This is a genomic window from Duganella sp. BJB1802 (assembly GCF_013369445.1).
In the GTDB taxonomy this organism is placed as follows: Bacteria; Pseudomonadota; Gammaproteobacteria; order Burkholderiales; family Burkholderiaceae_D; genus Rugamonas; species Rugamonas vulcania_A.
Window position 1 is genome coordinate 445,300 of sequence record NZ_JABWEF010000003.1, and the last position, 23,323, is coordinate 468,622.

The following is a 23,323-nucleotide window of genomic DNA, read 5'->3' on the forward strand; positions in this document are numbered from 1 at the left end:
ACCTATGGTTTACAAGCTGCGGTGGCTGCGGAATTCGCGGCGTTCGCCGCTCAGCGGGTCGGTGAAGGCGATGCGGCGGGCCAGCAGCTTCAATGGCTGCGAGACGTCGTCCGCCTTGCACGGCAATGCCACCGGGTAGAACGCGTCGTTGATGATGGGGATGCCCAGCGATGACAGATGCAACCGCAACTGATGCTTGCGCCCGGTGTGCGGATGCAGCCGGTACAGCGTGCAGTCGGCCCGGTGCTCGATGACGTCGATCAGCGTTTCCGAATTCGGTTCGCCCGCCTCTTCCTTCATGATGAAGAACTTGTCGCCGTCGACCATACGGCTGCGGTAGGTAAAGGGAAACTCGCGGCCATGCAGGCGCGGTGCCAGCGCTTCGTACTCTTTCTCGATCACGCGCTTCTGGAACATCGACTGGTAGGCGCCACGGCTGTCCTGCCGGCGCGAGAAGATCACCACGCCGGCCGTCTCGCGGTCCAGCCGGTGAATCGGCGTCAAATCCTGCTCGCCCAGCTTTTTCTTCAGGCGCACCAGCAGCGTCTCGTGCAGGAAGCGCCCGGTCGGTATCATCGGCAGGAAGTGCGGCTTGTCCACTATCACCAGATGCTCGTCCATGAACAGCACCTCCTCCTCGAACGGAATCGGCGTCTCGGCATCCAGCTCACGGTAGTAGAAGATCCGCATGCCGCGCCGGTAGGCGCTGTGCGGCGTGAGCGCGTTGCCGTCGCTGTCCACCACCTCGCGCCGCGCCATGCGGTCGCGCCACGACGCTTCCGTCACGTCCGGATAGCGCGCCACCAGGAAGGTCAGCATGTCCGGCCACTGCCCTTCCGGCAGCCACAGATAGCTCGGCGCGACACCGTCGCGCATCGGCAGTGGTGCGCCCGGCATTACGAGCGTGGCAGCGCCAGCGAGTGGTACGGAGGCAGCGCGTCCGGGTCCAGGCCCTTGGCGCGCGCGTACACCGGCAGCACCAGGTACATATTCTTCTCCATGTCCTCGATGCGCTTGCTGCCGCTCGGGTGCGTGGACAGGAAGGGCAGCGGCTGGCTCTTGTTCACCGCGCTCATTTTCTGCCACAGCGCGATGCCGGCGCGCGGATCGAAGCCGGCCCGCGCGGCCAGGTCCAGGCCGACCAGGTCGGCCTCGCTCTCGTCGCCGCGCGAGAAGCTCAGCGCCGCGCCCTGCGCCACCATGCCGGCCGCCGCATCCCCCAGGCGCGGATCGACGCCGAAGTAGGCCGAACCCAGCGCGCCGGCGATGCGCGCGCCGACCGAGGTGATGGTGTTCTTGCCGGCCTGCTCGCGCGCGTGCTCGCGCAGCGCGTGGGCGATCTCGTGGCCCATGACCATCGCCACCTCATCGTCGGTCAGGTTCAGCTTGACCAGGATGCCATTGTAGAAGGCGATGCGCCCGCCCGGCATGCAGAAGGCGTTCACCGTCGGCGAATTGAGCAGGTTGACTTCCCACTTCCAGTTGGCCGCGTCCGGGTTCCAGCGCGAGGTGAACGGGATCAGCCGCTTGGCGATGGCGCGCAGCCGTATCAGCTGCGGATTGCGGTCGGTGGCGACGGCGTCCTTCTGGTGGGCCTGGGCCAGCATCTGGTCGTACTGCAGCTTGGATTGCTGGTCGAATTGGCGGGCGTCGCCGCCGATGCCGCGCAGGCGCGACATGCTGGTCACGGGGATGCCGTCATCCTGCGCGTGGACGGCTACGGGCGCAACGGCGCCGGCGCAGCAGACCAGCGCCAGCAAGGCGGCGTTGAATTTAAGCTTTTTCATTCCTGGTATTCCATGGTGCGATTTTCGGTAGCATCATCATGGCAGGAAACGCCAGGATGAAGCACACAATAAAGAACCCGAACCAGCCGGTTTCCGCCACTATATACCCGACCGAGGAGTTGATGAACGTGCGCGGTACGGCGGCCAGACTGGAAAACAATGCGTACTGGGTGGCAGTGTAACGCGGATCGGTGGCGCGCGACATGAACGCCACCAGCGCCGCCGCGCCCAGCCCCGGGCTGGCGAAGGCTTCGAAGCCGAAGACGGCGCTCAGCAGCAGCGGATCGGGCCCGGTGCGCGCCAGCCAGGCGAAGCCCAGGATGGCCAGCGCCTGCATCACGCCGAACACCCACAAGGCGCGGTTGATGCCCAGCTTGATCATCCAGATGCCGGCGACGGCGCCGCCGGCCAGCGCCGCCCACCAGCCGGTGGCGTTGGCCGCCAGGCCGATCTGCTTGGTGGTGAAGCCGATATCGAGGAAGAACTTGGTCGACAGCGCGGTGGCCATGCTGTCGCCGATTTTATACAGCAGCACGAAGGCGATGATCAGCAAGGCCTGCTTCCAGCCGTCGCGCTGCACGAATTCGCGGAACGGCAGTACCACGGCCTCCTGCAGGTTCTTCGGCGGCGCGCCATACACGGCGGGCTCCTTGGCCAGCAGCGTGCAGACGAAGCCGGGCAGCATGAAGGCGGCGACGATCCAGAACACCGCCTGCCACGACATGCTGTCGGCCAGCACCAGCCCCAGCGCGCTCGGTATCAGGCTGGCGGCCTTGTAGGCGTTGACGATGATGGCCGCGCCCAGCCCCTGCTCGTTCTCGGCCAGGATCTCGCGGCGATACGCGTCGATCACCACGTCCTGGCTGGCCGACAGGAAGGCGATCAGGAACACCCAGCCGGCGATCAGCGTCAGCTCCTGTTTCGGGTCCAGCATGCCCAGGCCGCCGATCACCAGGAACAGCGCCAGCTGCGTGAGCGCCATCCAGCCGCGCCTCCGCCCCAGCGAGCCGATGGCGTAGCGGTCCATGAACGGCGCCCACAGGAATTTGAAGGTGTACGGGAAGGTCACCAGCGCGAACAGGCCCAGCGCCTTCACGTTCAGCCCGGACTTGGCCAGCCACGCCTGCATCAGGTAGATCAGCGTGTACAGCGGCAGCCCGGAGCTGAAGCCCAGGAACAGGATGGAAACGGTGCGGCCGTTCAGGTAGTTGCGCAAGCCGGTTGGCTGTTCCTGGATCGTCATCAGTGGCTGGCCTTTTTACGCAGGCGGAACACGGCAAGGTCGCCGCGCAGGTTGGGCAGGAACGAGACGCGGTGCCCTTCGGCCAGCGCCACGCACTCGATCACTTCCAGCCCGCACTCCTCCGCCAGGTCGCGGAAGTCGGTGATGGTGGCGCAGCGCACGTTGGGCGTGTCGTACCACTCATACGGCAGCGATTCCGACACCGGCATGCGGCCCTTGAGCAAGGCCACGCGGTGCGGCCAGTAGGCGAAGTTGGGGAAGGAGACGATGGCCTCCTTACCGACGCGGACGATGTCGCGCAGCAGCGGCTCCACGTGCTTCATCATCTGCAGCGACGACAGGCACAACACCGTGTCGAAGCTGTCGTCGCCGAACAGGGCCAGGCCTTTTTCCATGTCCTGCTGGATCACGCGCACGCCGCGCTTGGTGCTGTCCAGGACCTTGTCGTCGGCGATCTCGATGCCGTAGCCGCTGCACTGCTTGTCGCTCTGCAGATAGTCCATCATCACGCCGTCGCCGCAGCCCACGTCGAGCACGTGGGCGTTCTTGGGTACCCAGTGGGCGATGAAGGCCAGGTCCGGCCGGGCGCTGCTTAAATCGTTGAAGTTCATGCTGCCGCTTTCTCGTTAATGTCGTTCCACACCTGGTCGTAGTAGGCGCGCACCAGCTTCATGTAGCGCGGGTCTTCCAGCAGGAAGGCGTCGTGGCCGTGCGGCGCGTCGATCTCCGCGTAGGTGACCTGGCGGCGGTTGCAGATCAGCGCCTGCACGATCTCCTGGCTGCGCTCCGGCGAGAAGCGCCAGTCGGTGGTGAACGAGGCCAGGAAGAACCTGGCCTTGGTGCCGGCCAGCGTCTTCGCCAGGTCGCCGCCGTGCGCGCGCGCCGGGTCGAAGTAGTCGAGCGCCTTGGTGATCAGCAGGTAGGTGTTGGCGTCGAAGTACTCGCTGAATTTGTCGCCCTGGTAGCGCAGGTAGGATTCGATTTCAAAGTCGACGCCGAAGCCGAACTTGTAGTCGCCCGCCTCGGCGGCGTCCCTGAGCTTGCGGCCGAACTTCTCGGCCATGTCGTCGTCGGACAGATAGGTGATGTGGCCGACCATGCGCGCCACGCGCAGGCCGTTCTTCGGCACCACGCCGTATTCGTAGAAATCGCCGCCGTGGTAGTCGGGGTCCGACAGGATGGCCTGGCGGGCGACGTCGTTGAAGGCGATGTTCTGCGCCGACAGCTTGGCGGTGGAGGCGATCACCACGCAGTGGCGCAGGCGGTCCGGGTACATGATGGACCAGGCCAGCGCCTGCATGCCGCCGAGCGAACCGCCCATGACGGCGGCGAACTGCGTGATGCCCAGTTCATCGGCCAGGCGCGCCTGGGCGTTGACCCAGTCCTCCACCGTGACCACCGGGAAGGCCGCGCCATAGGGCTTGCCGGTGGCGGGATTGACGTGCATAGGCCCGGTCGAGCCGAAGCACGAACCGAGGTTGTTGATGCCGATGACGAAGAACTTGTCGGTGTCGAGCGATTTGCCCGGGCCGACCATGTTGTCCCACCAGCCCTGGCTTTTCGGCTGGCCTTCATATTCGCCGGCCACGTGGTGCGAGGCGTTGAGCGCGTGGCAGACCAGCACCGCGTTCGATTTGTCGGCGTTGAGGGTGCCGTAGGTTTCATACATCAGCATGTAGTCGCGCAGCGAGGCGCCGCTCTGCAGCGCCAGCGGCTGCGCAAAATGCATGGTTTGCGGAGTAACGTATCCTAAGGATGGCATGTGGTTTAGTTTTTATAGGGGTCGGCCCCGCGGGCCATCTATCAAGGTGGGACCGCGAGGATGGGTCCCACCACTTGCTACATCAACTGTAATTGTTCGACCGCGTCTGCAATTACACTTGGTTCCATCGAGCGCATGATCTTGCGCGTTTGCGGCGTGATGAGCGCAAGGTCGCTGTTCAGGATTTCCTGCTTGACCGACAGCAGCTGCGCGGGATGCATCGAGAATTCGCGCAAGCCCATGCCCAGCAACAGGCGCGTGAGCTTGACATCGCCCGCCATCTCGCCGCACACGGCCACGTCGATCCCGGCTTTATGCCCGGCCGCAATCGTCATCGAGATCAATTGCAGCACAGCCGGATGCAGCGGATTGTAAAGGTGCGCGACCTCATAATCAACCCGGTCGATCGCCAGCGTGTACTGGATCAGGTCATTGGTGCCGATGGACAGGAAGTCCATGCGCTTGACGAACATCGGCAGCGCCAGCGCGGCGGCCGGGATCTCGATCATGGCGCCGACGTCGACGTCGTCGTCGAACTTGACGTTCTGCTCGCGCAGCTCGGCCTTGGCCTGGGCGATCATCGCCAGCGACTGGTCGATCTCGAACGCGTGCGCCAGCATCGGGATCAGGATGCGTACCTTGCCGAACGCCGACGCGCGCAGGATGGCGCGCAGTTGCGTCAGGAAGATCTGCGGCTCGGCCAGGCAGTAGCGGATCGCCCGCAGGCCCAGCGCCGGATTCAGTGCCGTGTGCTCGGTCTGGTCGAGCGGCTTGTCGGCGCCGATGTCGAGCGTGCGGATGGTCACCGGCCGGCCCTTCATCGCCACCACGGCCCTCTTGTACTGCTCGAACTGCTCGTCCTCGGACGGGATCTTGCTGTTGCGGCCCATGAACAGGAACTCGGAACGGAACAGGCCCACACCGTTGGCGCCCGCCTCCATCGCGGCCGGGCAGTCGTCGGGCAGCTCGATGTTGGCCATCAGCTGGATCTCGACGCCGTCCTTGGTCACGGCCGGGGTCTTCTTGAGTTTATTGAGCTTCTTGCGCGCGCGGGCGGCGGCGCCCTGGCGTTCGCGGTACTGCTCCAGCACCAGCGCGCTCGGATTGGCGATCACCACGCCGGCGTCGCCGTCGATGATCAGCCAGTCGTCCTGCTCGATCAGGGTCGAGGCGCCGGACATGCCGACCGCCGCCGGGATGTCCAGGCTGCGGGCGACGATGGCCGTGTGCGAGTTCTGGCCGCCGACGTCGGTGACGAAGCCGATGAAGGAGCGGTCGCGGAACTGCAGCATGTCGGCCGGCGAGATGTCGTGCGCGACGATGATCATCTGCGCCTGGAAGCCGTCCTCGCCGGTGGTGGCGGGCAGGATCTGCGCGGTGCCCATCAACACCTTCAGCACGCGCTCGGCGACCTGCTGGATGTCGGCCTTGCGCTCGCGCAGGTAGGGGTCTTCGATTTCGTCGAACTGCGCCGACAGCTCGTCGATCTGGGTCAGCAGCGCCCACTCGGCGTTGTAGTGGCGGGTGCGGATGATGTCGAGCGGCGCCTCCGAGATCATCGGGTCGGACAGGATCAGCGCGTGGACGTCGATGAAGGCGCCCAGTTCGGTCGGCGCGTCCTTCGGCAGCTCGTTCCACAGCGTCTGCAGTTCCTTGTGCACCTGGGCCAGCGCCTGCTGCAGGCGCGACACCTCGGCCTCCAGATGCTCTTCCGCCACCAGGTAGTGCTTGACGTCCAGCGCCGCCGGCGCGAGCTTGTGCGCGCGGCCGATGGCGATGCCGCGCGAAACCGGGATGCCATGCAGCGTGAAGGAAGCCATAGGCGGACCTGTGGGGGTACGGGGACGGCTGCGTTCCGCCGGCATTACTCGCCTTCGCCGAACTTGTCGTTGACCAGCGCCGTCAGCGCGGCGATGCAATCGCCCTCGTCGGCGCCGTCGGCTTCCAGCATGACCTTGGCGCCCTTGCCGGCGGCCAGCATCATCACGCCCATGATGGACTTGGCGTTGATGCGGCGCGCGTTGCGGGTCAGCCAGACGTCGCTCTGGAACTTAGCTGCCAACTGGGTGAATTTGGCGGAGGCACGCGCATGCAAACCAAGCTTGTTGATAATCTCAAGTTCTTGTTGAATCATTTTTCTTTTGTCTCAATCAGAAATGCGCACTGCAAAAAACCGCCGCCATGCCCTGCACGCGGCGGCCACATAAATCCGGCCTCAGGGCTGCCCGACCCTGATCCGGTTGTCGACGCGCACGGCCCCGCTCTGCGCGCCGGCCAGGGCCATCTCGACCACCACGTCCAGCGTGTCGCGGCGGTAGGTGATGGCGCGCAGCAGCATCGGCAAACTGATGCCCGCGATGACCTCCACCCGGCCGGCGTCCGCCAGACGGTTACAGCAATTGGCGGGCGTGCCGCCCTTGACGTCGGTGATGACCAGCACCCCGTCGCCCTCGTCGAGACGCTTGATCGCCGCCGAGGCCAGCGCCTGGACTTCGGTGAGGTCCTGGTCGGCGACCACGTCGATCGCCTCCAGGCGCTCGGTCGGACCACGGAACACATGGGCGCAGGCGGCAATAAAAGCCTGTCCCAGTGGAGCGTGCGTCATAAGCAGTATGCCAACCATATTCTTAAACCGCCAGTGAGCGCGGACGTTTTTTGACGGCGTCCGGCATTATTGTTAATTTTTAAGTTGTTTGCCCTGCGCCACGGCCGCTTCGACGGCGTCGAGGAACATCGCCGCCACCGGGAAGCCCGTTTGCTGGGTGATTTCCTGGAAGCAGGTTGGACTGGTGACGTTCACTTCCGTGAGGCAATCACCGATAACATCTAATCCTACCAGCAACAGGCCACGGGCGGCCAGTATCGGGCCCAGCGCGTTGGCGATTTCAGCGTCGCGCTCGGTCAGCGGCTGGGCCACGCCCATGCCGCCGGCCGCCAGGTTGCCGCGCACTTCGCCGTTCTGCGGGATGCGCGCCAGGCAATACGGCACCGGCTTGCCGCCGATCACCAGGATGCGCTTGTCGCCCTGCACGATTTCGGGAATGTAGCGTTGCACCATGATGGTGCGCGCGCCGTTGTCGGTCAGCGTTTCGATGATGGAGCCGAGGTTCATGCCGTCGGCCGTCACGCGGAACACGCCGGCGCCGCCCATGCCGTCGAGCGGCTTGAGGATGATGTCGCCATGGTGCTTCTGGAAGGCGCGGATGCGGGCTTCGTCGGAGGTCACCAGGGTCGGCGAGGTGTACTGGCTGAACTGGGCGATCGACAGCTTCTCGTTGTGGTCGCGGATCGCCGACGGCTTGTTGAACACCTGCGCGCCCTGCTTTTCGGCCAGCTCCAGCAGGTAGGTGCCGTAGATGTACTCCATGTCGAACGGCGGGTCCTTGCGCTGGATGATGGCGTCGAAATCGCCCAGGTTGGTTTCGTGGGACGGCGCCGCGCGGTACCAGTCGTGGCTGTCGCCGGTCATGGTGATCACGGCCGCGTTGGCGTAGACCACGCCGCCATCCAGCGCCATGTCGTTTTGCTCGAAGGCGTAGACGGTGTGGCCGCGCTTGGCCGCTTCCACCATCATGGCGTAGGTCGAGTCCTTGTAGGTCTTGAAGCTGGCCAAGGGATCGGCGAGGAAAGCTATTTTCATGGGCGCATCCATTCTGGGTAATGCCTGATTTTAGCCGAGATTCGCCGGCGGCACCGGGGAGCGGACCAGTCCGCTCCCCGGGCGCTTAGTAGACTTCGGGGTTCGGATCGGTGCGCTCCATTTCCAGCGACGCCGCCAGCAGCGCCAGCCGCGCCACCACGCCGTACACGTAGAAACGGTTGGGCGCGGCCGTGCCCGGCTTGGCCTTCAGGTCCGGCACCGCGTGCTGCTGGGCGAACGCCAGCGGCACGTACTGCGAACCGGGCGCGTTGAGGTTCTGGTCGATGCCCTTCTCGGCGTGCACGCGGTAGAAGCCGCCCACCACGTAGCGGTCGATCATGTAGACCACCGGCTCGGCCACCGCGTCCTTGATACTCTCGAAGGTCGGCACGCCTTCCTGGATGATGAAGTCGGTCACTTCCTTGCCATCCTTGATGACGATCATCTTGTCGCGCTGGGCCTGGCTCAAGTCCTTGATTTCACTGGAATCCTTGATCGTCAGGATGCTGGTGCCGTAGGTCCCGGCATCCGGCTTGACGATCACGAACGGCTTCTGGTCCTTGATGCCGTATTCCTTGTACTTCTTCTTGATCTTGGACAGCAAGGTGTCAACGTTGGCGGCCAGGCAATCGTAGCCCTCGCCGGTGCGGAAGTTGACCGCGTCGCACTTGGCGTGGAAGGGATTGAGCATCCACGGATCGACGCCGATCAGCTTGCCGAACTTCTTGACCACCTCGTCGTAGGCGTTCATGTGGTTGCTCTTGCGGCGCAGGGCCCAGCCGGCGTGCAGCGGTGGCAGCAGGCTTTGCTCGTGGATGTTCTGCAAAATGTCAGGAATGCCGGCCGACAGGTCGTTGTTCAGCAGGATCGTGCACGGGTCGAAATCCTTCAGGCCCAGGCGGCGGCCGTTGGCCGAGCGCACCAGCGGCTCGACCACCAGCATGTTGCCGTCCGGCAGGGGCAGCGGGGTCGGCTGGGTGATTTCCGGCGACAGCGAACCCAGGCGCACGTGCAGGCCGGTCTGGCGGAAGATCTGCATCAGCCGGGCCACGTTCTGCCAGTAGGTCGGATGGCGCTCGTGCACCTCCGGGATCAGCAGCAGGTTGCGGGCGTCGGGGCAATACTTGTCGATCGCGGCCATGGCGGCCTGCACCGACAGCGGCAGCATTTCGGTCGCCAAATGGTTGAAGCCGCCGGGGAACAGGTTGGTGTCGACCGGCGCCAGCTTGTAGCCGGCGTTGCGCATGTCGACCGAGCAATAGAACGGCGGCGTGTGTTCCTGCCACTCCAGGCGGAACCAGCGCTCAATGGCCGGCGTCGCGGCCAGGATTTTTTCTTCGAGGTCGAGCAGCGGTCCGGTCAGGGCCGTGGCGAGATGGGGAACCATGATTACTTCCTTAAATGATGCGGGAGGACGACCCTCCAGGCACGCAGAACATCGGATATTACCGTGCAGATAGCCCAAATCGGGGCGAAAACCCTATTTTAAAGGCGGGAAATAAAAAAAGCGCCTACAAAGAGGCGCTTTCGAGGGGCCCGCCGTGGCGGGCCTGTGCAACGTTATCAATCAGGCATGGTAGGCGGACTCGCCATGGCTGGTGATGTCCAGGCCTTCGCGTTCCTCTTCTTCCGGCACGCGCAGGCCGATGACGATGTCGACCAGCTTGTAGGCGATCAGCGATACGACAGCCGACCACAGGATGGTGGTGCCGATGGCGGTCGCCTGGATGGTGACCTGGCTGACGATCGAGTATGGATCGGCCGACATCTTGTTGGTGACGTAGTCGAAGATGCCCTGGCCGCCCAGCGATGGCGAAGCGAACACGCCGGTCAGCAGCGCACCCAGGATACCGCCGACGCCGTGCACGCCGAACACGTCCAGCGAGTCGTCAGCGCCCAGCAGGCGTTTCAAACCGTTCACGCCCCACAGGCAGATGACACCGGCCAGCAGGCCCATGATCAGCGAGCCCATGGGACCGACGTAACCGCAGGCCGGGGTGATGGCCACCAGGCCGGCAACGGCGCCCGAAGCGGCACCCAGCATCGAAGGCTTGCCCTTGACGATCCACTCGCCCAGCAGCCACGACATGGTGGCGGCGGCGGTGGCCAGCAGCGTGTTGACGAAGGCCAGCGCGGCGACGTCGCCCGCTTCCAGTGCCGAACCGGCGTTGAAACCGAACCAGCCCACCCACAGCAGCGAAGCGCCGATCATGGTCATGGTCAGCGAGTGCGGCGCCATGGATTCGCGGCCGTAGCCGACGCGTTTGCCCATCATGTAGGCGCCCACCAGGCCGGCGACTGCGGCGTTGATGTGCACCACGGTGCCGCCGGCGAAGTCCAGCGCGCCTTTTTGCCACAGGAAGCCGGCCTTGGCGGTTTCGGTCGCCAGCGTTGCCGCATCCTTGATCGCGTCAGGGCCGGTCCAGAACCAGACCATGTGGGCGACCGGCAGGTAGGCGAAGGTGAACCACAGCACGACGAAAGCCAGCACGGCGGTGAACTTGGCGCGTTCGGCGAAGGAGCCGACGATCAGGCCGCAGGTGATGGCGGCGAAGGTCGCCTGGAACACCACGTACACGAACTCGGGAATGACGACGCCTTTGCTGAAGGTGGCGGCGGTCGAGAACGTGGCCTTGGCCGGATCCCAGATGCCGTTCAGGAACAGACGGTCGAATTTACCGATGAAGGAATTGCCTTCGGTGAAGGCCAGCGAGTAGCCGTACACGCACCACAGCACGATGATCAGCGCGAAGATGGTGAACACCTGCAGCAGGATGGACAGCATGTTCTTGGAACGGACCAGGCCGCCGTAGAACAGCGCCAGGCCGGGAATCGACATCATGATGACCAGGATGGTCGACACCATCATCCAGGCGGTGTCGCCCTTGTTCGGGACAGGTGCGGGTGCTGCGGCAGGCGCTGCGGCGGCAGCGGGAGCCGCAGCTGGGGCAGCGGCGGCCGGCGCCGCTTCAGGCGCAGGTGCTGCCGGTGCGGACGCAGCCGGTGCGGCGGCCGCAGGGGCCGAGGCGACCGGCGCCGAAGCCGCCGGCTTGGCGTCCTCGGCGAGCACCGGCGCGGACAGCGCGAACAGGACGGCAACCCCAGCCAGCAACGTTGTTATAGTTTTTTTCATCAATCTTCCCCTTAAAGAGCTTCGTTGCCGGTTTCGCCGGTACGAATACGTATGACTTGTTCCAGGTTGTACACGAAGATCTTGCCGTCGCCGATCTTGCCGGTGCGGGCAGCGCCTTCGATGGCTTCGATCGCCTGTTCAACGACGGCGTCGTCCACCGCCGCTTCGATCTTGGTCTTGGGCAGGAAGTCCACCACGTATTCCGCACCGCGGTACAGCTCGGTGTGGCCTTTCTGGCGACCGAAGCCCTTGACCTCGGTCACGGTGATGCCTTGCACGTTGATCGCCGAGAGGGCCTCGCGGACCTCATCGAGCTTGAACGGCTTGATAATGGCGGTAATCAGTTTCATACAGGCCTCGCTTAGAAGGTTTTGGAAATGGTCAGGACAGCCCCGGTTTTGGCCAGGTTCTTCCCGTCCGGTCCGACGTAGGCTTTCGTGTCGGCATAGACCGCCGCCAATGCCACCGTCACTACGCCGAAATCTTTGGTCACGCCCAGCTTGTAGTCGGTATAGCTGGAGGCGCCGTTGTGTTTTACGTTCTGGTGGCCGGCGTGCGCGTTCAGCACATAGCCGTCGGTCAGCTCGAAGTTGCCGGAGGCGTCGAGGTAGCCGCTGTTCTTGCTGTCGGAGAAGCCGAACAGGTTGGTGGTCGACTGCGAGTATTTCAGCGTGACGGGACCGTAGCCGATCTGGCCGTACAATTCGAAGGTGTTGGCGTTCGGGTGCAGGCCGTTGGACGGATAGTAGTAGTACAGGCCGCCGACGTCGTAGCTGACGTCCTTGACGATCTCGCCGCGCTTGCCGGCGTACAGATCCCATTCGACATTGCCATCGCCGCCCGCATCCTTGGTCCATTTGATGGTGGACAGCCAGGTGCCGGCGTAGAAGCCGGTCGGATTGTGCGTGTAGTCCGCGCCGCCCTGCAGTGCAGGTTTCAGGCGGCTCTGCGATACGCCGCGGTAGCGGTAGTCGCTGACAACGGCAGCGTTGAAGCTGACTTCGTTGTCTGGTTTCGCTTCCGGCGCGGGTGTCGCGTCTTCGGCGCGCGCCAGGCTGGCGCTCATGGAGGCGAATGCTAATGTCAACGCTGCAATCAGGGTGAAGTTCTTGCTCAAGCTTTTCATAGTTGTTTTCCTTGTGTAGTTGAACTCAATTAGCAGTTGCGGTTTAAAATCCTTCTGTGAAGCGAAGCGATAAAGCGTTCATGGCTTCTTTAGCAGAATGCGTGCCAGCTAATCTTGTCGAGGTGATAGCAGCCGTAACGACATCGGCAACGGGACCGCATTTGAAAGAAATGTGAGAATGGGGTGGGTGCGGCGGTGATTTTTCCGAATTTCGCACCACAATAAGGCCGAGGCGCACTGCAATGGTGCAGTGCCAGGCCGGTTAGATCAAGGAATATTATGGATATGAACACTTTTTTCAATGACTTGCAAAGCAAGATCAATCAGGCCATCGAAAACTCACCAGCAAAGGACATCGAGAAGAACGTCAAATCGATGATGACCCAGGGCTTCGCCAAGCTGGACCTGGTGACGCGCGAGGAATTTGATGTGCAGGCGCAAGTGCTGGCCAAGACCCGCGCCAAGCTGGAAGCGCTGGAAGCGCGCCTGGCGGAACTGGAAGCCAAGGCCGGCCAGTAAGCGGGGATGTAGTACATGCCTGCGCCCGCCCATCCGGGCCGGCGCAGGCGCGGCGGCGGGCTGCCTCAGAACTTGTGGTGGATGCCCACGCCGTAGAAATTGACCGACGTCGCCGCCTTGCGGTTGGAGGCGTCTGCGTACAGGAAGGTGCGCTTCGACAGTCCGTATTCGTAGCCCAGTCCTATCTGCTTGGTCGGCACGGCGCCATCCGGCGTCTTGCGGCCATAGCCCGCCAACAGGGTCCCCGGACCGATATCCAGGTTGGCGCCGACCACCCACGCCTTGGTGACCGAATTCACGGCCACCGTATGCTCCTGATCCTGGCTTTGGTACGAAGCCACCAGTTTCAGGTCCGGCCGCGCCTGCACCGAGCCGGCCACCGACCACAGTTTTGTTTCAGCCGCGTTGCGTTCGGCCGCCAGCATCGCCGCGAAGATGCCGGCGCGGTAGGTGGCCGAAACCGAGTACGGATTGCTGGTCAGCGCGGCGTTGGCCGCGTACTGCGGCGCCGCCTGCGTGCCGCGGCCGATCAGCACCGGATTGCCGTTGGCCTCGCGCGTCGCGACGGTGACGTTGAGCTGCAGGCCGGCGATCTCCGGCGAGTTGTAGAACACCGCATTGGAAAACCGGTTGGCCGACGAGCCGGCCGGATCGAGCGGCTGGCTGGTGTAACCGGCCACCATCAGGTCGGTGATGAAGCCCGCAGTGCTGGGCGTGCCGCGAAACGGTTCGAACGCCACGTTCGAGTCCTGCAGCGCCGTCAGGCCGCGCCCGATGCGCAGCGTGCCGAAGCCGCCCTGCAGCCCCACCCTGCTCTGGCCCTGGAACAATGGACGGCTCGTACCTTCGATGGTGCCGACGTCCGGGTCGTAGCGTATCTCCAGCTGAAACAGCGCCTTCAAGCCATCGCCCAGGTCCTCGACACCCTTGAAACCCAGCCGGTTGTTATCGCGGCGGCCTTCGCTGAGCGTGGAGCCGGTCTTCTTGAACACGCCAAGGTCGATGTTGCCATACACCGTGACGGCCGACTGGGCCTGCGCCACGCCGGCGGTGGCTGCCAGGACGGCCAGCGCGGTAAACGATTTATACGATTTGTTCATAGATCCCTTTTCTTTTTCTGGAGGTGGTGGTGCGGTGGATGAATCAGCCCGGCTGTCCCGCCGCCGCGTCGAGCTTGAGCTGCTCGGCGTCGTAGCGTTCGATGGCGGCGCGGTTGTCGTTCAGGACCGCGTGGGCGCGCTCGCGGTCGATGTCCTTCTCCCAGGCGGCCACCACCACGGTGGCCACGCAGTTGCCCAGCAGGTTGCCGGCGGCGCGGGCGATGCCCATGAACCAGTCCACCGACAGCACCAGCACCAGGCCGACCACGGGAATCGCCGGGATGGCCGTCAGCGTGGCCGCCAGGATCACGATCGCCGAGCCGGGCACGCCGTGCGCGCCCTTGGAGGTGATCAGCGCGATGGCCAGGATCGCCAGCAGGTCGCTGCCCGCCAGCGGCGTGTTGGTGGCCTGGGCGATGAACACCGCCGCCAGCGTCAGGTAGATCGAGAAGGCGTCGAGGTTGAAGGAGTAGCCGGTCGGGATGACCAGGCCGACGGTGGCATCCTTGATGCCCAGGTACTTCAGCTTGCGCATCACCTGCGGCAGCACGCTGTCGGACGAGGCGGTGCCCAGCACGATCAGCAGTTCCTCGCGCAGGTAGCCGATCAGCTTGAGGATGTTGAAACCGGCCAGCCGCAGAATCGTGCCGAGGATGCCGAACACCAGGATGGCCACCGCGCCGTAGAACAGCAGCACCAGCATGCCCAGCTGCTTGAGCGAGCCGATGCCGTATTTGCCGACGGTGAAGGCGATCGCGCCGAACACGCCCAGCGGTGCCAGCTTGATGATGAAGGACATGCACTTGAAGAAGGCGGCGGCCAGGCCGTCGATCAGCGTGGCCACCGGCGCCGCCCGTTCGCCGACCAGCGACAGCGCGCAGCCGAACAGCACCGAGAACAGCAGCACCTGCAGCACATCGCCCGAGGTGAACGCGCTCACCGCCGTGGACGGAATCAGCTTCATGAGGAACTCGCTGAAGCCGGTGTTCCTGACCGTGTTGGCGGTGCTGACGTAGTTGCTCATCGCCGAGGCGTCGAGCGTGGCGGCGTCGATGTTCATGCCGGCGCCGGGATGGAACACATATGCCAGCACCAGCCCCAGTGCCAGCGCCACGGTGGTGACGGCCTCGAAATAAATCAGCGCCTTGAGCCCGACCCGGCCCACTTTCTTCAGTTCGCCCGCGCCGTGGATGCCCTGCACCACCACGCAGAACACAATGCACGGTATCAGCATCTTGATCAGCTTGATGAAGCCGTCGCCCAGCGGCTTGAGGCTCTGGGCGAACGCCGGATACATCATGCCCACCACCACACCGATACACATCGCCAGCACGATCTGGCCAAATAGTGATTTGAAAAATCGCATTGCTGTTACCCCTTGTTGACTACGTTGAACTGAAAAGTTTTTGGTACGCCTCCGGGGCGGCCGCTCAGCGCGGCGCGTCGGCTTGCAGGAAATCGAGCAGGGTCATGGCGACCACCTTGGTGGCGCGCCGCAGATCCTCCAGCACCAGATGCTCGTCGCCGCGCTTGGCGTTCGACTCCGGCACCGTGCGCGGGCCGGCGCCGTACAGCACGGCCGGGATGCCCTGCGCGCCGTACAGGCGGGCGTCCGCGTACAGCGGCGTGCCCACCGCCGGAATCGTCTCGCCGAGGACGTGCTGCGCGTTGCGCTGCAGGCTGGCCAGCAACGGCTGCACCGCCGGCAGCGGCCGCAGCGCCTCCGACAACAGCAGCCGCTTGATCTCGATCCGTATGCCCGGCACGCCGTCGACAGCCGCCGCGATCAGCGCGCGCAGCTGCGTCTCGACCTCGGCCGCGTCCTCCTCGGGGATCATGCGGCGGTCCAGTTTCATCACCACCTTGCCGGGCACGACGTTGGTGTTGGTGCCGCCGTCGATGCGCCCCACCAGCATGGTCGGCGAGCCGATGCCCGGCACTTGCGAGCGGATGTCGCGCAACACCGGCAGCTGGGCATAGACGGCGTTGAGGATGCGCGTGGCGGCCTGCAGCGCGTCGTGGCCGGTCTCGGGCATCGCGCCGTGGCCGGATTTGCCGTGCACGGTGACCTCCAGTTGCAGGCAGGCGTTATGGGCGGTGACGATCTGGTAGCTGAAGCCGGCCGCGATGACGAAATCGGGATGGCTGAGCCCCTGCTCCAGCAGCCAGCCGGGACCGAGCAATCCGCCGAACTCCTCGTCGTAGGTGAAGTGCAGCTCCACGCCGCCATGCAGCGCGATGCCGAGCGCCTCCAGCGCGCGCACCGCGAACACATAGGTGGCGAAATCGCTTTTCGAGACGGCGGCGGCGCGGCCGTACAGGCGGCCGTCCTCGATCACCGCGCCGTAGGGTGGACGGGTCCAGCCCTCGCCCGGCGGCACCACGTCGCCGTGGGCGGTGAGCGCCAGCGTCGGCCCCGGCGCGGCGTAGCGGCGACGCACGATCAGGTTGGTGATGGTCTCCATGCCGTAGGCGCGCACCGCCTCCTCCGGCACCGCATGCCGCTCGACCGGCCAGCCCAGTTCATCCAGCATCGCGGCCACCGCGTGCGCGTGCGGGGCGTTGTTGCCGGGCGGGGTGTCGGTCGGGATGCGAACCACGTCTTGCAGGAAGGCCATCTCGGCGTCGAAGTGGTCGTCGATCCAGTTGGCCAGGCGGGCCTGGATGGGAGTGAGTGTCATGCTGTGTGTTCCTTGCGGTCGGAGGATGGCTGGAAGTGTTCGATGAAGTCGCTCACCACGCGGGCGGCCAGCGCGGCGTCGTCGGCGGTCATGGTTTCGAGCGGGTTGTGGGAGATGCCGCCGTTGCCGCAGCGGACGAACAGCATCGCCATGTCGGTGCGGGCGGCCATCACCATGGCGTCGTGGCCGGCGCCGGATGGCAGGCGGCGCACGGGCAGGCCGGCGCGTTGCAACGCCGCCTCCAGTTGCCCGCACAGCGCGGGCGCGCACGGCACGCTGCGCGCCTCGTGCGTCTGGCGCACCTGCGTGGCCACGCCACGGCGCGCGGCGATGCGCTCGATGGCGGTGAGGATGTCCGCCACCGCCGCTTCACGCTGCGCGTCCTGTTCGGCGCGCACGTCGATGGAGAACAGCGCACGGCCCGGCACCACGTTGGCGGCGCCGCCCGGCACGTCGAACTGGCCGACCGTGCCCACCAGTCCCGCGATACCGCCGCAGCGCTGTTCGATCACCAGCGCGATTTCCGCCGCCGCCATCGCGGCGTCGCGGCGCCCGGCCATCGGCACCGTGCCGGCGTGGCCGGCCACACCGGTCACCTCCACCTGCATGCGCGTGGCGCCGGCGATGCCGGTGACCACGCCCAGCGCCAGGCCGGCATCCAGCAGCACCGGGCCCTGCTCGATGTGCACTTCCAGGAAGCCCAGCATCCGCGCCGGCGCCATCGCGGCGGCGGCCAGATCGGCGCAGCTGTAGCCCAGGCCGGCGGTGTCGATGGCCTGGCGCATGGTGACGCCGGCGGCGTCGGTGTTGTCGAGCACGCGCGGGTCGAAGGCGCCGGCGATCGCGCGGCTGCCCAGCAACGTGGCCTTGAAGCGCACGCCCTCCTCCTCGGCGAAACCGATCACCTCGATGGCGTGGGCGAAGCGCCGTCCCTGCGCATGCCAGCGGGCGACGCAGGCGATCGGCAGCAGGATGCCCAGGTTGCCGTCGTAGATGCCGCCGTTGGGGACGGTGTCGAAATGCGAACCGGTCAGCAACGCCGGCGCATCCGGCTCGATGCCCTCGTAGCGGCCGATGACGTTGCCGACGGCGTCGCGGCGCACGCTCATGCCGGCTTCGGCCATCCATGCGGCCAACTGGGCCGCGGCCGCGTGGTGGGCCGGCGTGAGGAAGCTGCGCGTCATCATGCCCGGCGCCTCGGTGTGGGCGGCCAGCGCCTGCGCGCGCGCCATGATGCTGGCGCCCAGTTCGGTATATCCAGTACTTGTGGTGCAGTCCGACATGTCCATTGGCATCTCCGGTAAATTATTTTCTTTGATTTGTTTTCATTGAAAATCTTTTTTCACGTCGAGTCAATCATTTCACACGCCGGTCACGGAAATAGCGGCTGGATAGTCGCGTGACGTCCACACGTCGGGTCTGGATGGCTTTAAAATGCCTGCCATGACAAAAGAAACCTCCTCCGCCGCCGACCTGTCGAGCTGGATACAGCAACATCTGGACCAGCTACCGCAGGCGGAAAGGCGGCTGGCGATTGTCATCCTGGAAGCGCCGGGCCAACTGGCCAGCTATTCCGCCTCCGAGGTGACCAGAATGGCCGGCGTCTCGAACGCGACCATGACGCGGCTGGTGCAGCGTCTGGGCTACGAGAACTACGACCAGATGCGGCGGTTGTCACGGCAGAACATGGACTGGGGATCGCCGCTGTACTTGCTGGACCGCAAGGCAGCGGACGACGAGACGGCCGAGGCGCGGGGACCGTTCGAACAGCACGTCGCGGCCAGCGTGCAGAACATCCAGGGCACCTTCGCCGGCATGTCGGCCGCCGACATCGACGTCATCGGTGATGCGATCGCCGAGGCGCGGCAGGTGCGGGTGTTCGGCCAGCGCAACAATTATTTCTTCGCGGCGTATCTGCGCTGGCAATTCATCCAGTTCCGCAACAACGTCTACCTGTTGCCGGTCTCGGGCGAGACCATGGGCGAGTACCTGGTGGGTTTGCAGCCGGACGACCTGTTCATCGTGTTCGGCCTGCGCCGGCGCACGCCGGGCCTGGCGGCGCTGATCACGGCGGTCAGCCGGGCCGGCGTGCGCACCCTGCTGATCACCGATTCGGCCAACCGCAGCGACCTGGGCGCGACCTGGGTGCTGAAGTGCGACACCACCAGCACCACGCCGCTGGACAACCACGCCGCCGTGATGGCGCTGTGCCACGTGCTGGCGTCGCAGGTGATCGACAAGGCCGGCGTCGCCGGGCGGCAGCGGCTGATACGGATCGAGGAACTCCACACGGAGCTCAAGGAGTTGTAGGCCCGTTTGGGCTAGCGCAAAGCACGGTGGCGGGCCTGGGCTACGCTGGCCGTTGGTTATCCCACTGGTGTCCGCTAACCCATGAGCCTAGCCGTACTTAAAAGCCGCGCCCTGGCGGGAATGGAGGCGCAGGAGGTCAGCGTCGAAGTGCATCTGGCCAATGGGCTCCCGGCCTTCACCATCGTCGGGCTTGCCGACACCGAGGTCAAGGAAGCCAAGGACCGCGTCCGCGCCGCCATCCAGAACGGCGGGTTCGAATTTCCCGCGCAGCGCATCACCGTCAATCTGGCGCCGGCCGATTTGCCGAAGGAATCCGGCCGTTTCGACTTGCCGATCGCGCTGGGCATACTCGCCGCCTCCAAACAGATCCCCTCCAACCGCCTGCACCAGTACGAGTTCGCCGGCGAGCTGTCCTTGTCCGGCGAGCTGCGGCCGATACGCGGCGCGCTGGCGATGTCGCTGGCCACGCGCCGCGACGGCGGCACCCTGGCCTTCATCCTGCCGCTGGCCAACGCCGACGAGGCGGCGCTGGTCGGCAACGCCGCCATCTACCCGGCGCAATCGCTGCTGCAGGTGTGCAGCCACTTTGCCGCCAAGTCGGTCGAGGCTATGCTGTCGCGCCATGATTCAGCGCCGCTGGTGACGCGGCAGGAGTATCCCGACTTCGCCGACGTCAAAGGGCAGCTGTTCGTCAAGCGGGCGCTGGAGGTAGCGGCGGCGGGCAACCACTCGGTTCTGCTGGTCGGTCCGCCGGGTGCGGGCAAGACCATGCTGGCGGCGCGCTTCGCGGGCCTGCTGCCGGAGATGACCGACGAGGAAGCGCTGGAGGCGGCCGCCGTGCAATCGCTGACGGGCGGCTTCCGCATCGAGCACTGGAAGCGCCGCCCGTTCCGCTCGCCGCACCACACCTCGTCCGGCGCGGCGCTGGTCGGCGGCGGCAGCGTGCCGAGGCCGGGCGAGATTTCGCTGGCGCACCGGGGCGTGCTGTTTCTCGACGAGCTACCCGAGTTCGCGCGCAACGTGTTGGACGTGCTGCGCGAGCCGCTGGAGTCGGGCCGCATCACCATTTCGCGCGCCGCCCGGCAGGCCGACTTCCCCGCGCATTTCCAGCTGATCGCGGCGATGAACCCCTGCCCCTGCGGCTACGACGGCCACATCAGCGGCGTCTGCCGCTGCTCGCCGGACATCATCCAGCGCTACAAGGGCCGCATCTCCGGCCCGCTGCTGGACCGCATCGATATCCAGATCGAAGTCGGCGCGGTCGATCCCGAGATCCTGGCGGCCGACGCCGACGGCGAACCATCGCGGGTGATCGCCGCCCGCGTGCAGGCGGCAGCGCATATCCAGCTGCAACGCCAGGGCAAGCGCAACCAGTATCTGACCACGCGCGAAATCGACCAGTATTGCAGGCTCGACCGCCACGGCAAGGCCAACCTGAAGCAAGGCATGGAGCACTTCCACTGGTCGGGCCGCGCCTACCACCGCATCCTGCGCGTGGCGCGCACCATCGCCGACCTGGCCGGCAGCGAGCGCATCCTCGCAACCCATGTCTTCGAAGCGATCCAGTACCGGCGTGCGCTGCGCGACCGTTGAACGCACCGCGCGCGAAGCCGAGCCATCCCCATGCTAAATTCTGCCGATGCCGGCGCTAAGCATCACCTCTTCGCCGGGCTTGCTGCTATATTGCTTGCTGCCCTTACAACCCGACGGGAAATCGATGACACGCCTGCCCCTCTACCTTGCCGCCGGCGCGCTGCTGGCCGGCTGCGCCAGCACCCAATTGCCGCTGACCGACTTCACCGGCAATTCCGGCAACCCGCGCGCGCCTGAACAACTGGCCGTCACGTTCGAGCAGGCCGACCTGGCGCTGCGCGTCGATCCCGCCACCCGCAGCATCAGCGGCGACGCCGCGCTGACTTTCCTGGCGAGCGCTCCGCTGACCCGCATCGCGGTCGAACTGGACCGCAACCTGCCCATCGATTTCGCCAGCGTGGACGGCGTGCAGCTGGCGCCGTCGGCGATCAGCAATCCGGAAGGCCGCCTCTACCTGACCTTGCCCACGCCGCTGGCGGCCGGTGCCCGCACGACCGTACGCATCCGCTACCACGGCGTGCCGCACGTGGCCTCGCACGCGCCGTGGGACGCCGCCTTCACCTGGAGCAAGACCGAGGACGGCCAGCCGTGGATCGCCACCACCGTCGAGGGCGAAGGCTGCGATCTGTTCTGGCCCTGCATCGACCACCCGCAAGGCAAGCCCAAGCTGATCGACCTGCACATCAGCGTGCCGTCGCCGCTGGTGGTGGCGGGCAACGGTGTCGCGCTCGGCATGGATGAGAAGAACGGCTGGCGCACCTACCACTGGCGCGCCAAGAACCCCAGCACCTACGGCGTCGCGCTCAACATCGGCCCTTACGAACTGCTGTCCGGCGAGTACGACAGCCGCTATGGCAACAAGATCCCGCTGCGCATGTGGTACCTGAAGGGCCACGACAAACAAGCCCAGGGGCTGTTCGCCGAGTTCGCGCCGATGCTCGATTTCTTCGAGGCCCGCATCGGCCCCTACCCATTCGGCGACGAGAAAATGGGCGTGGTCGAGACGCCGCACCTGGGCATGGAGCACCAGACCATCAACGCCTACGGCAACGGCTACGCCAAGTCGCCGATGGGCTACGACTGGCTGCTGCATCACGAACTGTCGCACGAGTGGTTCGGCAACCAGATGACCAACGCCGACTGGGACGACATGTGGCTGCATGAAGGCTTCGGCAGCTATATGCAGCCGCTGTACCTGGAGCATCTGCGCGGCGAGCGCGAGTTCCAGGCCGAGCTGTTCACGCAGCGCAAGTCCCTGCTCAACAAGGTGCCCGTGGTCAGCGGCAAGAGCAAGCGCGTCGAGGACGTCTACGAGGACGAGCGCGGCGGCCCCGGCAACGACATCTACACCAAGGGCTCGCTGATCCTGCACACGCTGCGCAACCTGATCGGCGACGACGCCTTCTTCGGCGCCACGCGCCGCCTGGTCTACGGCACCGACGCGCCCAAGCCGGGCAACTTCGCGCCGCGCTACGGCAGCACCAAGGAATTCATCGCCTTCGCCAACGAGGCCAGCGGCCGCGACCTGGGCTGGTTCTTCGACGCCTATCTGTACCACGCCGCATTGCCGGAACTGGTCGAGGAGCGCCACGGCCAGCAGCTCAAGCTGAGATGGAAGCTGAAGGATGGCGGCGCCTTCCCGATGCCGGTGGAGGTGCGCGTCAACGGCCGCATCGAGAAACTGGCCATGGCCGACGGCACCGGCGAGCTGACGCTGCCGCCACAGGCGCTGTACACCATTGATCCGAACTCGCGCGTGCTGCGCCAGCAAGTCCATATCGACGACTGGCATCGCCAGGAAGAGCAACGCAAGAAGAAAGCCAAGTCCTGATGAAAAAAATCTCCCTGGCGCTGGTGCTGGCGGCCGCCCTGTCGGCCTGCAGCCCGCAATACGATTGGCGCGACTACCGCAGCAGCGACGCGCCCTACGCCGTGCTGTTCCCCGGCAAGCCGGCCAGCCAGACCCGCAGCATCCAGCTCGATACGCTGGCGGTGAACATGACGATGACGGCGGCCGAGGTCAACGGCGTGATCTTCGCGGTCGGCAGCGCCCAGCTGCCGGACGCGGCCCAGGGACCGGCCGCGATCGAGGCGATGAAGACCGCGCTGGTCAACAATATCGGCGCCACCGTCACCAGCAACAAATCATCGGCCGACGGCAGGCAGGCCACGCTCGATGTCGAGGCCAAGGGCAGCCAGAACGGCGAAACGATGCGCCTGATCGGCCATTTCGTCGCCAAGGACAAGCGGATCTACCAGGTCATCGTCATGGGCCGCGACAAGAATATCGTTCAGGACACGGTCGAGACCTATCTCAGCTCCTTCAAACTGAACTGAAACGAGGCCGTGGACTTAGGAAGGACTTAACGATGTGCGCTACCGCTCATACAGACGGGTTCGCCTCTTGTATAGTAATGCCCAGGGCCTAA

Annotated in this window: 22 protein-coding genes; 5 read left to right on the plus strand and 17 right to left on the minus strand. The window is 65.3% G+C overall.

What is annotated here, in order from left to right:
- Positions 1-9: 9 nt before the first annotated feature.
- The 13 genes from HUX88_RS07500 to HUX88_RS07560 form a co-directional block, all read right to left on the minus strand.
- Positions 10-897 carry a pseudouridine synthase gene (locus tag HUX88_RS07500; RefSeq protein WP_176361339.1) on the minus strand — a complete coding sequence of 296 codons (888 nt, stop codon included), beginning with the start codon at positions 895-897 and terminating at the stop codon, positions 10-12.
- The gene (locus HUX88_RS07505) at positions 897-1,787 is read right to left on the minus strand and encodes a M48 family metallopeptidase (protein ID WP_117012811.1); all 891 of its coding nucleotides are present in this window, start codon (positions 1,785-1,787) and stop codon (positions 897-899) included. The genes HUX88_RS07500 and HUX88_RS07505 overlap by 1 nt, the downstream gene beginning before the upstream one ends.
- A complete protein-coding gene (locus HUX88_RS07510; RefSeq protein ID WP_176361341.1) occupies positions 1,774-3,030 on the minus strand; it encodes an AmpG family muropeptide MFS transporter in 1,257 nt (418 codons plus the stop codon). Before HUX88_RS07510 ends, HUX88_RS07505 begins: the two co-directional genes overlap by 14 nt.
- Positions 3,030-3,641, minus strand: a complete 612-nt coding sequence (gene metW, locus HUX88_RS07515) for a methionine biosynthesis protein MetW (RefSeq protein ID WP_161088030.1) — start codon at positions 3,639-3,641, stop codon at positions 3,030-3,032. The genes HUX88_RS07510 and metW overlap by 1 nt, the downstream gene beginning before the upstream one ends.
- Positions 3,638-4,792 (minus strand): homoserine O-acetyltransferase, encoded by a 1,155-nt coding sequence (locus HUX88_RS07520; protein ID WP_117012808.1) that lies wholly within the window; start codon positions 4,790-4,792, stop codon positions 3,638-3,640. Before HUX88_RS07520 ends, metW begins: the two co-directional genes overlap by 4 nt.
- Before the next feature lie 77 nt (positions 4,793-4,869).
- Entirely contained in the window at positions 4,870-6,612 is a 1,743-nt protein-coding gene (gene ptsP / locus HUX88_RS07525) for a phosphoenolpyruvate--protein phosphotransferase (protein ID WP_161088028.1), read from the minus strand.
- Positions 6,613-6,656: 44 nt separating this feature from the next.
- Positions 6,657-6,926 carry an HPr family phosphocarrier protein gene (locus tag HUX88_RS07530; protein WP_117012806.1) on the minus strand — a complete coding sequence of 90 codons (270 nt, stop codon included), beginning with the start codon at positions 6,924-6,926 and terminating at the stop codon, positions 6,657-6,659.
- 81 nt (positions 6,927-7,007) lie between these two features.
- Complete coding sequence (locus HUX88_RS07535; protein ID WP_117012805.1) at positions 7,008-7,415, minus strand: PTS sugar transporter subunit IIA; 408 nt, start codon at positions 7,413-7,415, stop codon at positions 7,008-7,010.
- Positions 7,416-7,469: 54 nt separating this feature from the next.
- Positions 7,470-8,432 (minus strand): glutathione synthase, encoded by a 963-nt coding sequence (gshB, locus tag HUX88_RS07540; RefSeq protein WP_176361342.1) that lies wholly within the window; start codon positions 8,430-8,432, stop codon positions 7,470-7,472.
- 85 nt (positions 8,433-8,517) lie between these two features.
- Entirely contained in the window at positions 8,518-9,819 is a 1,302-nt protein-coding gene (gshA, locus tag HUX88_RS07545; protein ID WP_176361343.1) for a glutamate--cysteine ligase, read from the minus strand.
- Between the two features lie 180 nt (positions 9,820-9,999).
- Complete coding sequence (locus tag HUX88_RS07550) at positions 10,000-11,565, minus strand: ammonium transporter (protein ID WP_176361344.1); 1,566 nt, start codon at positions 11,563-11,565, stop codon at positions 10,000-10,002.
- A gap of 11 nt (positions 11,566-11,576) precedes the next feature.
- Positions 11,577-11,915, minus strand: coding sequence for a P-II family nitrogen regulator (locus tag HUX88_RS07555; RefSeq protein ID WP_092279474.1), 339 nt, complete (start codon positions 11,913-11,915; stop codon positions 11,577-11,579).
- Positions 11,916-11,926: 11 nt separating this feature from the next.
- Positions 11,927-12,691, minus strand: coding sequence for a TorF family putative porin (locus HUX88_RS07560; protein WP_117012801.1), 765 nt, complete (start codon positions 12,689-12,691; stop codon positions 11,927-11,929).
- A 279-nt stretch (positions 12,692-12,970) separates the two neighbouring features.
- On the opposite strand from HUX88_RS07560, the gene HUX88_RS07565 reads away from it, so the two are divergent.
- Positions 12,971-13,210, plus strand: coding sequence for an accessory factor UbiK family protein (locus HUX88_RS07565; RefSeq protein WP_008444917.1), 240 nt, complete (start codon positions 12,971-12,973; stop codon positions 13,208-13,210).
- Between the two features lie 65 nt (positions 13,211-13,275).
- Here the strand turns inward: HUX88_RS07565 and HUX88_RS07570 are convergent, their stop codons facing one another.
- The 4 genes from HUX88_RS07570 to HUX88_RS07585 all read right to left on the minus strand — a co-directional run bounded on the left by HUX88_RS07570 (position 13,276) and on the right by HUX88_RS07585 (position 18,280).
- Positions 13,276-14,310: a porin gene (locus HUX88_RS07570; protein ID WP_176361346.1), complete on the minus strand. Its 1,035-nt coding sequence runs from the start codon at positions 14,308-14,310 to the stop codon at positions 13,276-13,278.
- Between the two features lie 43 nt (positions 14,311-14,353).
- A complete protein-coding gene (locus HUX88_RS07575; RefSeq protein WP_176361347.1) occupies positions 14,354-15,676 on the minus strand; it encodes a C4-dicarboxylate transporter DctA in 1,323 nt (440 codons plus the stop codon).
- 64 nt (positions 15,677-15,740) lie between these two features.
- Positions 15,741-16,991, minus strand: a complete 1,251-nt coding sequence (locus tag HUX88_RS07580; protein ID WP_176361349.1) for a M20/M25/M40 family metallo-hydrolase — start codon at positions 16,989-16,991, stop codon at positions 15,741-15,743.
- Positions 16,988-18,280, minus strand: coding sequence for an allantoate amidohydrolase (locus HUX88_RS07585; protein ID WP_373886759.1), 1,293 nt, complete (start codon positions 18,278-18,280; stop codon positions 16,988-16,990). Before HUX88_RS07585 ends, HUX88_RS07580 begins: the two co-directional genes overlap by 4 nt.
- A 154-nt stretch (positions 18,281-18,434) precedes the next feature.
- On the opposite strand from HUX88_RS07585, the gene HUX88_RS07590 reads away from it, so the two are divergent.
- The 4 genes from HUX88_RS07590 to HUX88_RS07605 all read left to right on the plus strand — a co-directional run bounded on the left by HUX88_RS07590 (position 18,435) and on the right by HUX88_RS07605 (position 23,231).
- Positions 18,435-19,301: a MurR/RpiR family transcriptional regulator gene (locus tag HUX88_RS07590; protein WP_176361351.1), complete on the plus strand. Its 867-nt coding sequence runs from the start codon at positions 18,435-18,437 to the stop codon at positions 19,299-19,301.
- An 81-nt stretch (positions 19,302-19,382) separates the two neighbouring features.
- A complete protein-coding gene (locus tag HUX88_RS07595; RefSeq protein WP_176361353.1) occupies positions 19,383-20,894 on the plus strand; it encodes a YifB family Mg chelatase-like AAA ATPase in 1,512 nt (503 codons plus the stop codon).
- A gap of 124 nt (positions 20,895-21,018) precedes the next feature.
- Positions 21,019-22,725: a M1 family metallopeptidase gene (locus HUX88_RS07600; RefSeq protein WP_176361354.1), complete on the plus strand. Its 1,707-nt coding sequence runs from the start codon at positions 21,019-21,021 to the stop codon at positions 22,723-22,725.
- Complete coding sequence (locus tag HUX88_RS07605; RefSeq protein ID WP_176361355.1) at positions 22,725-23,231, plus strand: hypothetical protein; 507 nt, start codon at positions 22,725-22,727, stop codon at positions 23,229-23,231. Before HUX88_RS07600 ends, HUX88_RS07605 begins: the two co-directional genes overlap by 1 nt.
- The last annotated feature ends 92 nt before the right edge of the window (positions 23,232-23,323 follow it).

Coding starts and splice junctions, on each gene's coding strand:
- gshA (WP_176361343.1), bottom strand. CDS start 9,819: ATGGTTCCCCATCTCGCCACGGCCCTGACCGGACCGCTGCTCGACCTC.
- HUX88_RS07505 (WP_117012811.1), bottom strand. CDS start 1,787: ATGAAAAAGCTTAAATTCAACGCCGCCTTGCTGGCGCTGGTCTGCTGC.
- HUX88_RS07550 (WP_176361344.1), bottom strand. CDS start 11,565: ATGAAAAAAACTATAACAACGTTGCTGGCTGGGGTTGCCGTCCTGTTC.
- HUX88_RS07590 (WP_176361351.1), top strand. CDS start 18,435: ATGACAAAAGAAACCTCCTCCGCCGCCGACCTGTCGAGCTGGATACAG.
- HUX88_RS07530 (WP_117012806.1), bottom strand. CDS start 6,926: ATGATTCAACAAGAACTTGAGATTATCAACAAGCTTGGTTTGCATGCG.
- HUX88_RS07600 (WP_176361354.1), top strand. CDS start 21,019: ATGACACGCCTGCCCCTCTACCTTGCCGCCGGCGCGCTGCTGGCCGGC.
- HUX88_RS07570 (WP_176361346.1), bottom strand. CDS start 14,310: ATGAACAAATCGTATAAATCGTTTACCGCGCTGGCCGTCCTGGCAGCC.
- HUX88_RS07535 (WP_117012805.1), bottom strand. CDS start 7,415: ATGGTTGGCATACTGCTTATGACGCACGCTCCACTGGGACAGGCTTTT.
- HUX88_RS07605 (WP_176361355.1), top strand. CDS start 22,725: ATGAAAAAAATCTCCCTGGCGCTGGTGCTGGCGGCCGCCCTGTCGGCC.
- ptsP (WP_161088028.1), bottom strand. CDS start 6,612: ATGGCTTCCTTCACGCTGCATGGCATCCCGGTTTCGCGCGGCATCGCC.
- HUX88_RS07580 (WP_176361349.1), bottom strand. CDS start 16,991: ATGACACTCACTCCCATCCAGGCCCGCCTGGCCAACTGGATCGACGAC.
- HUX88_RS07500 (WP_176361339.1), bottom strand. CDS start 897: ATGCCGGGCGCACCACTGCCGATGCGCGACGGTGTCGCGCCGAGCTAT.
- HUX88_RS07560 (WP_117012801.1), bottom strand. CDS start 12,691: ATGAAAAGCTTGAGCAAGAACTTCACCCTGATTGCAGCGTTGACATTA.
- HUX88_RS07575 (WP_176361347.1), bottom strand. CDS start 15,676: ATGCGATTTTTCAAATCACTATTTGGCCAGATCGTGCTGGCGATGTGT.
- HUX88_RS07510 (WP_176361341.1), bottom strand. CDS start 3,030: ATGACGATCCAGGAACAGCCAACCGGCTTGCGCAACTACCTGAACGGC.
- HUX88_RS07555 (WP_092279474.1), bottom strand. CDS start 11,915: ATGAAACTGATTACCGCCATTATCAAGCCGTTCAAGCTCGATGAGGTC.
- gshB (WP_176361342.1), bottom strand. CDS start 8,432: ATGAAAATAGCTTTCCTCGCCGATCCCTTGGCCAGCTTCAAGACCTAC.
- HUX88_RS07585 (WP_373886759.1), bottom strand. CDS start 18,280: ATGGACATGTCGGACTGCACCACAAGTACTGGATATACCGAACTGGGC.
- HUX88_RS07565 (WP_008444917.1), top strand. CDS start 12,971: ATGGATATGAACACTTTTTTCAATGACTTGCAAAGCAAGATCAATCAG.
- metW (WP_161088030.1), bottom strand. CDS start 3,641: ATGAACTTCAACGATTTAAGCAGCGCCCGGCCGGACCTGGCCTTCATC.
- HUX88_RS07520 (WP_117012808.1), bottom strand. CDS start 4,792: ATGCCATCCTTAGGATACGTTACTCCGCAAACCATGCATTTTGCGCAG.
- HUX88_RS07595 (WP_176361353.1), top strand. CDS start 19,383: ATGAGCCTAGCCGTACTTAAAAGCCGCGCCCTGGCGGGAATGGAGGCG.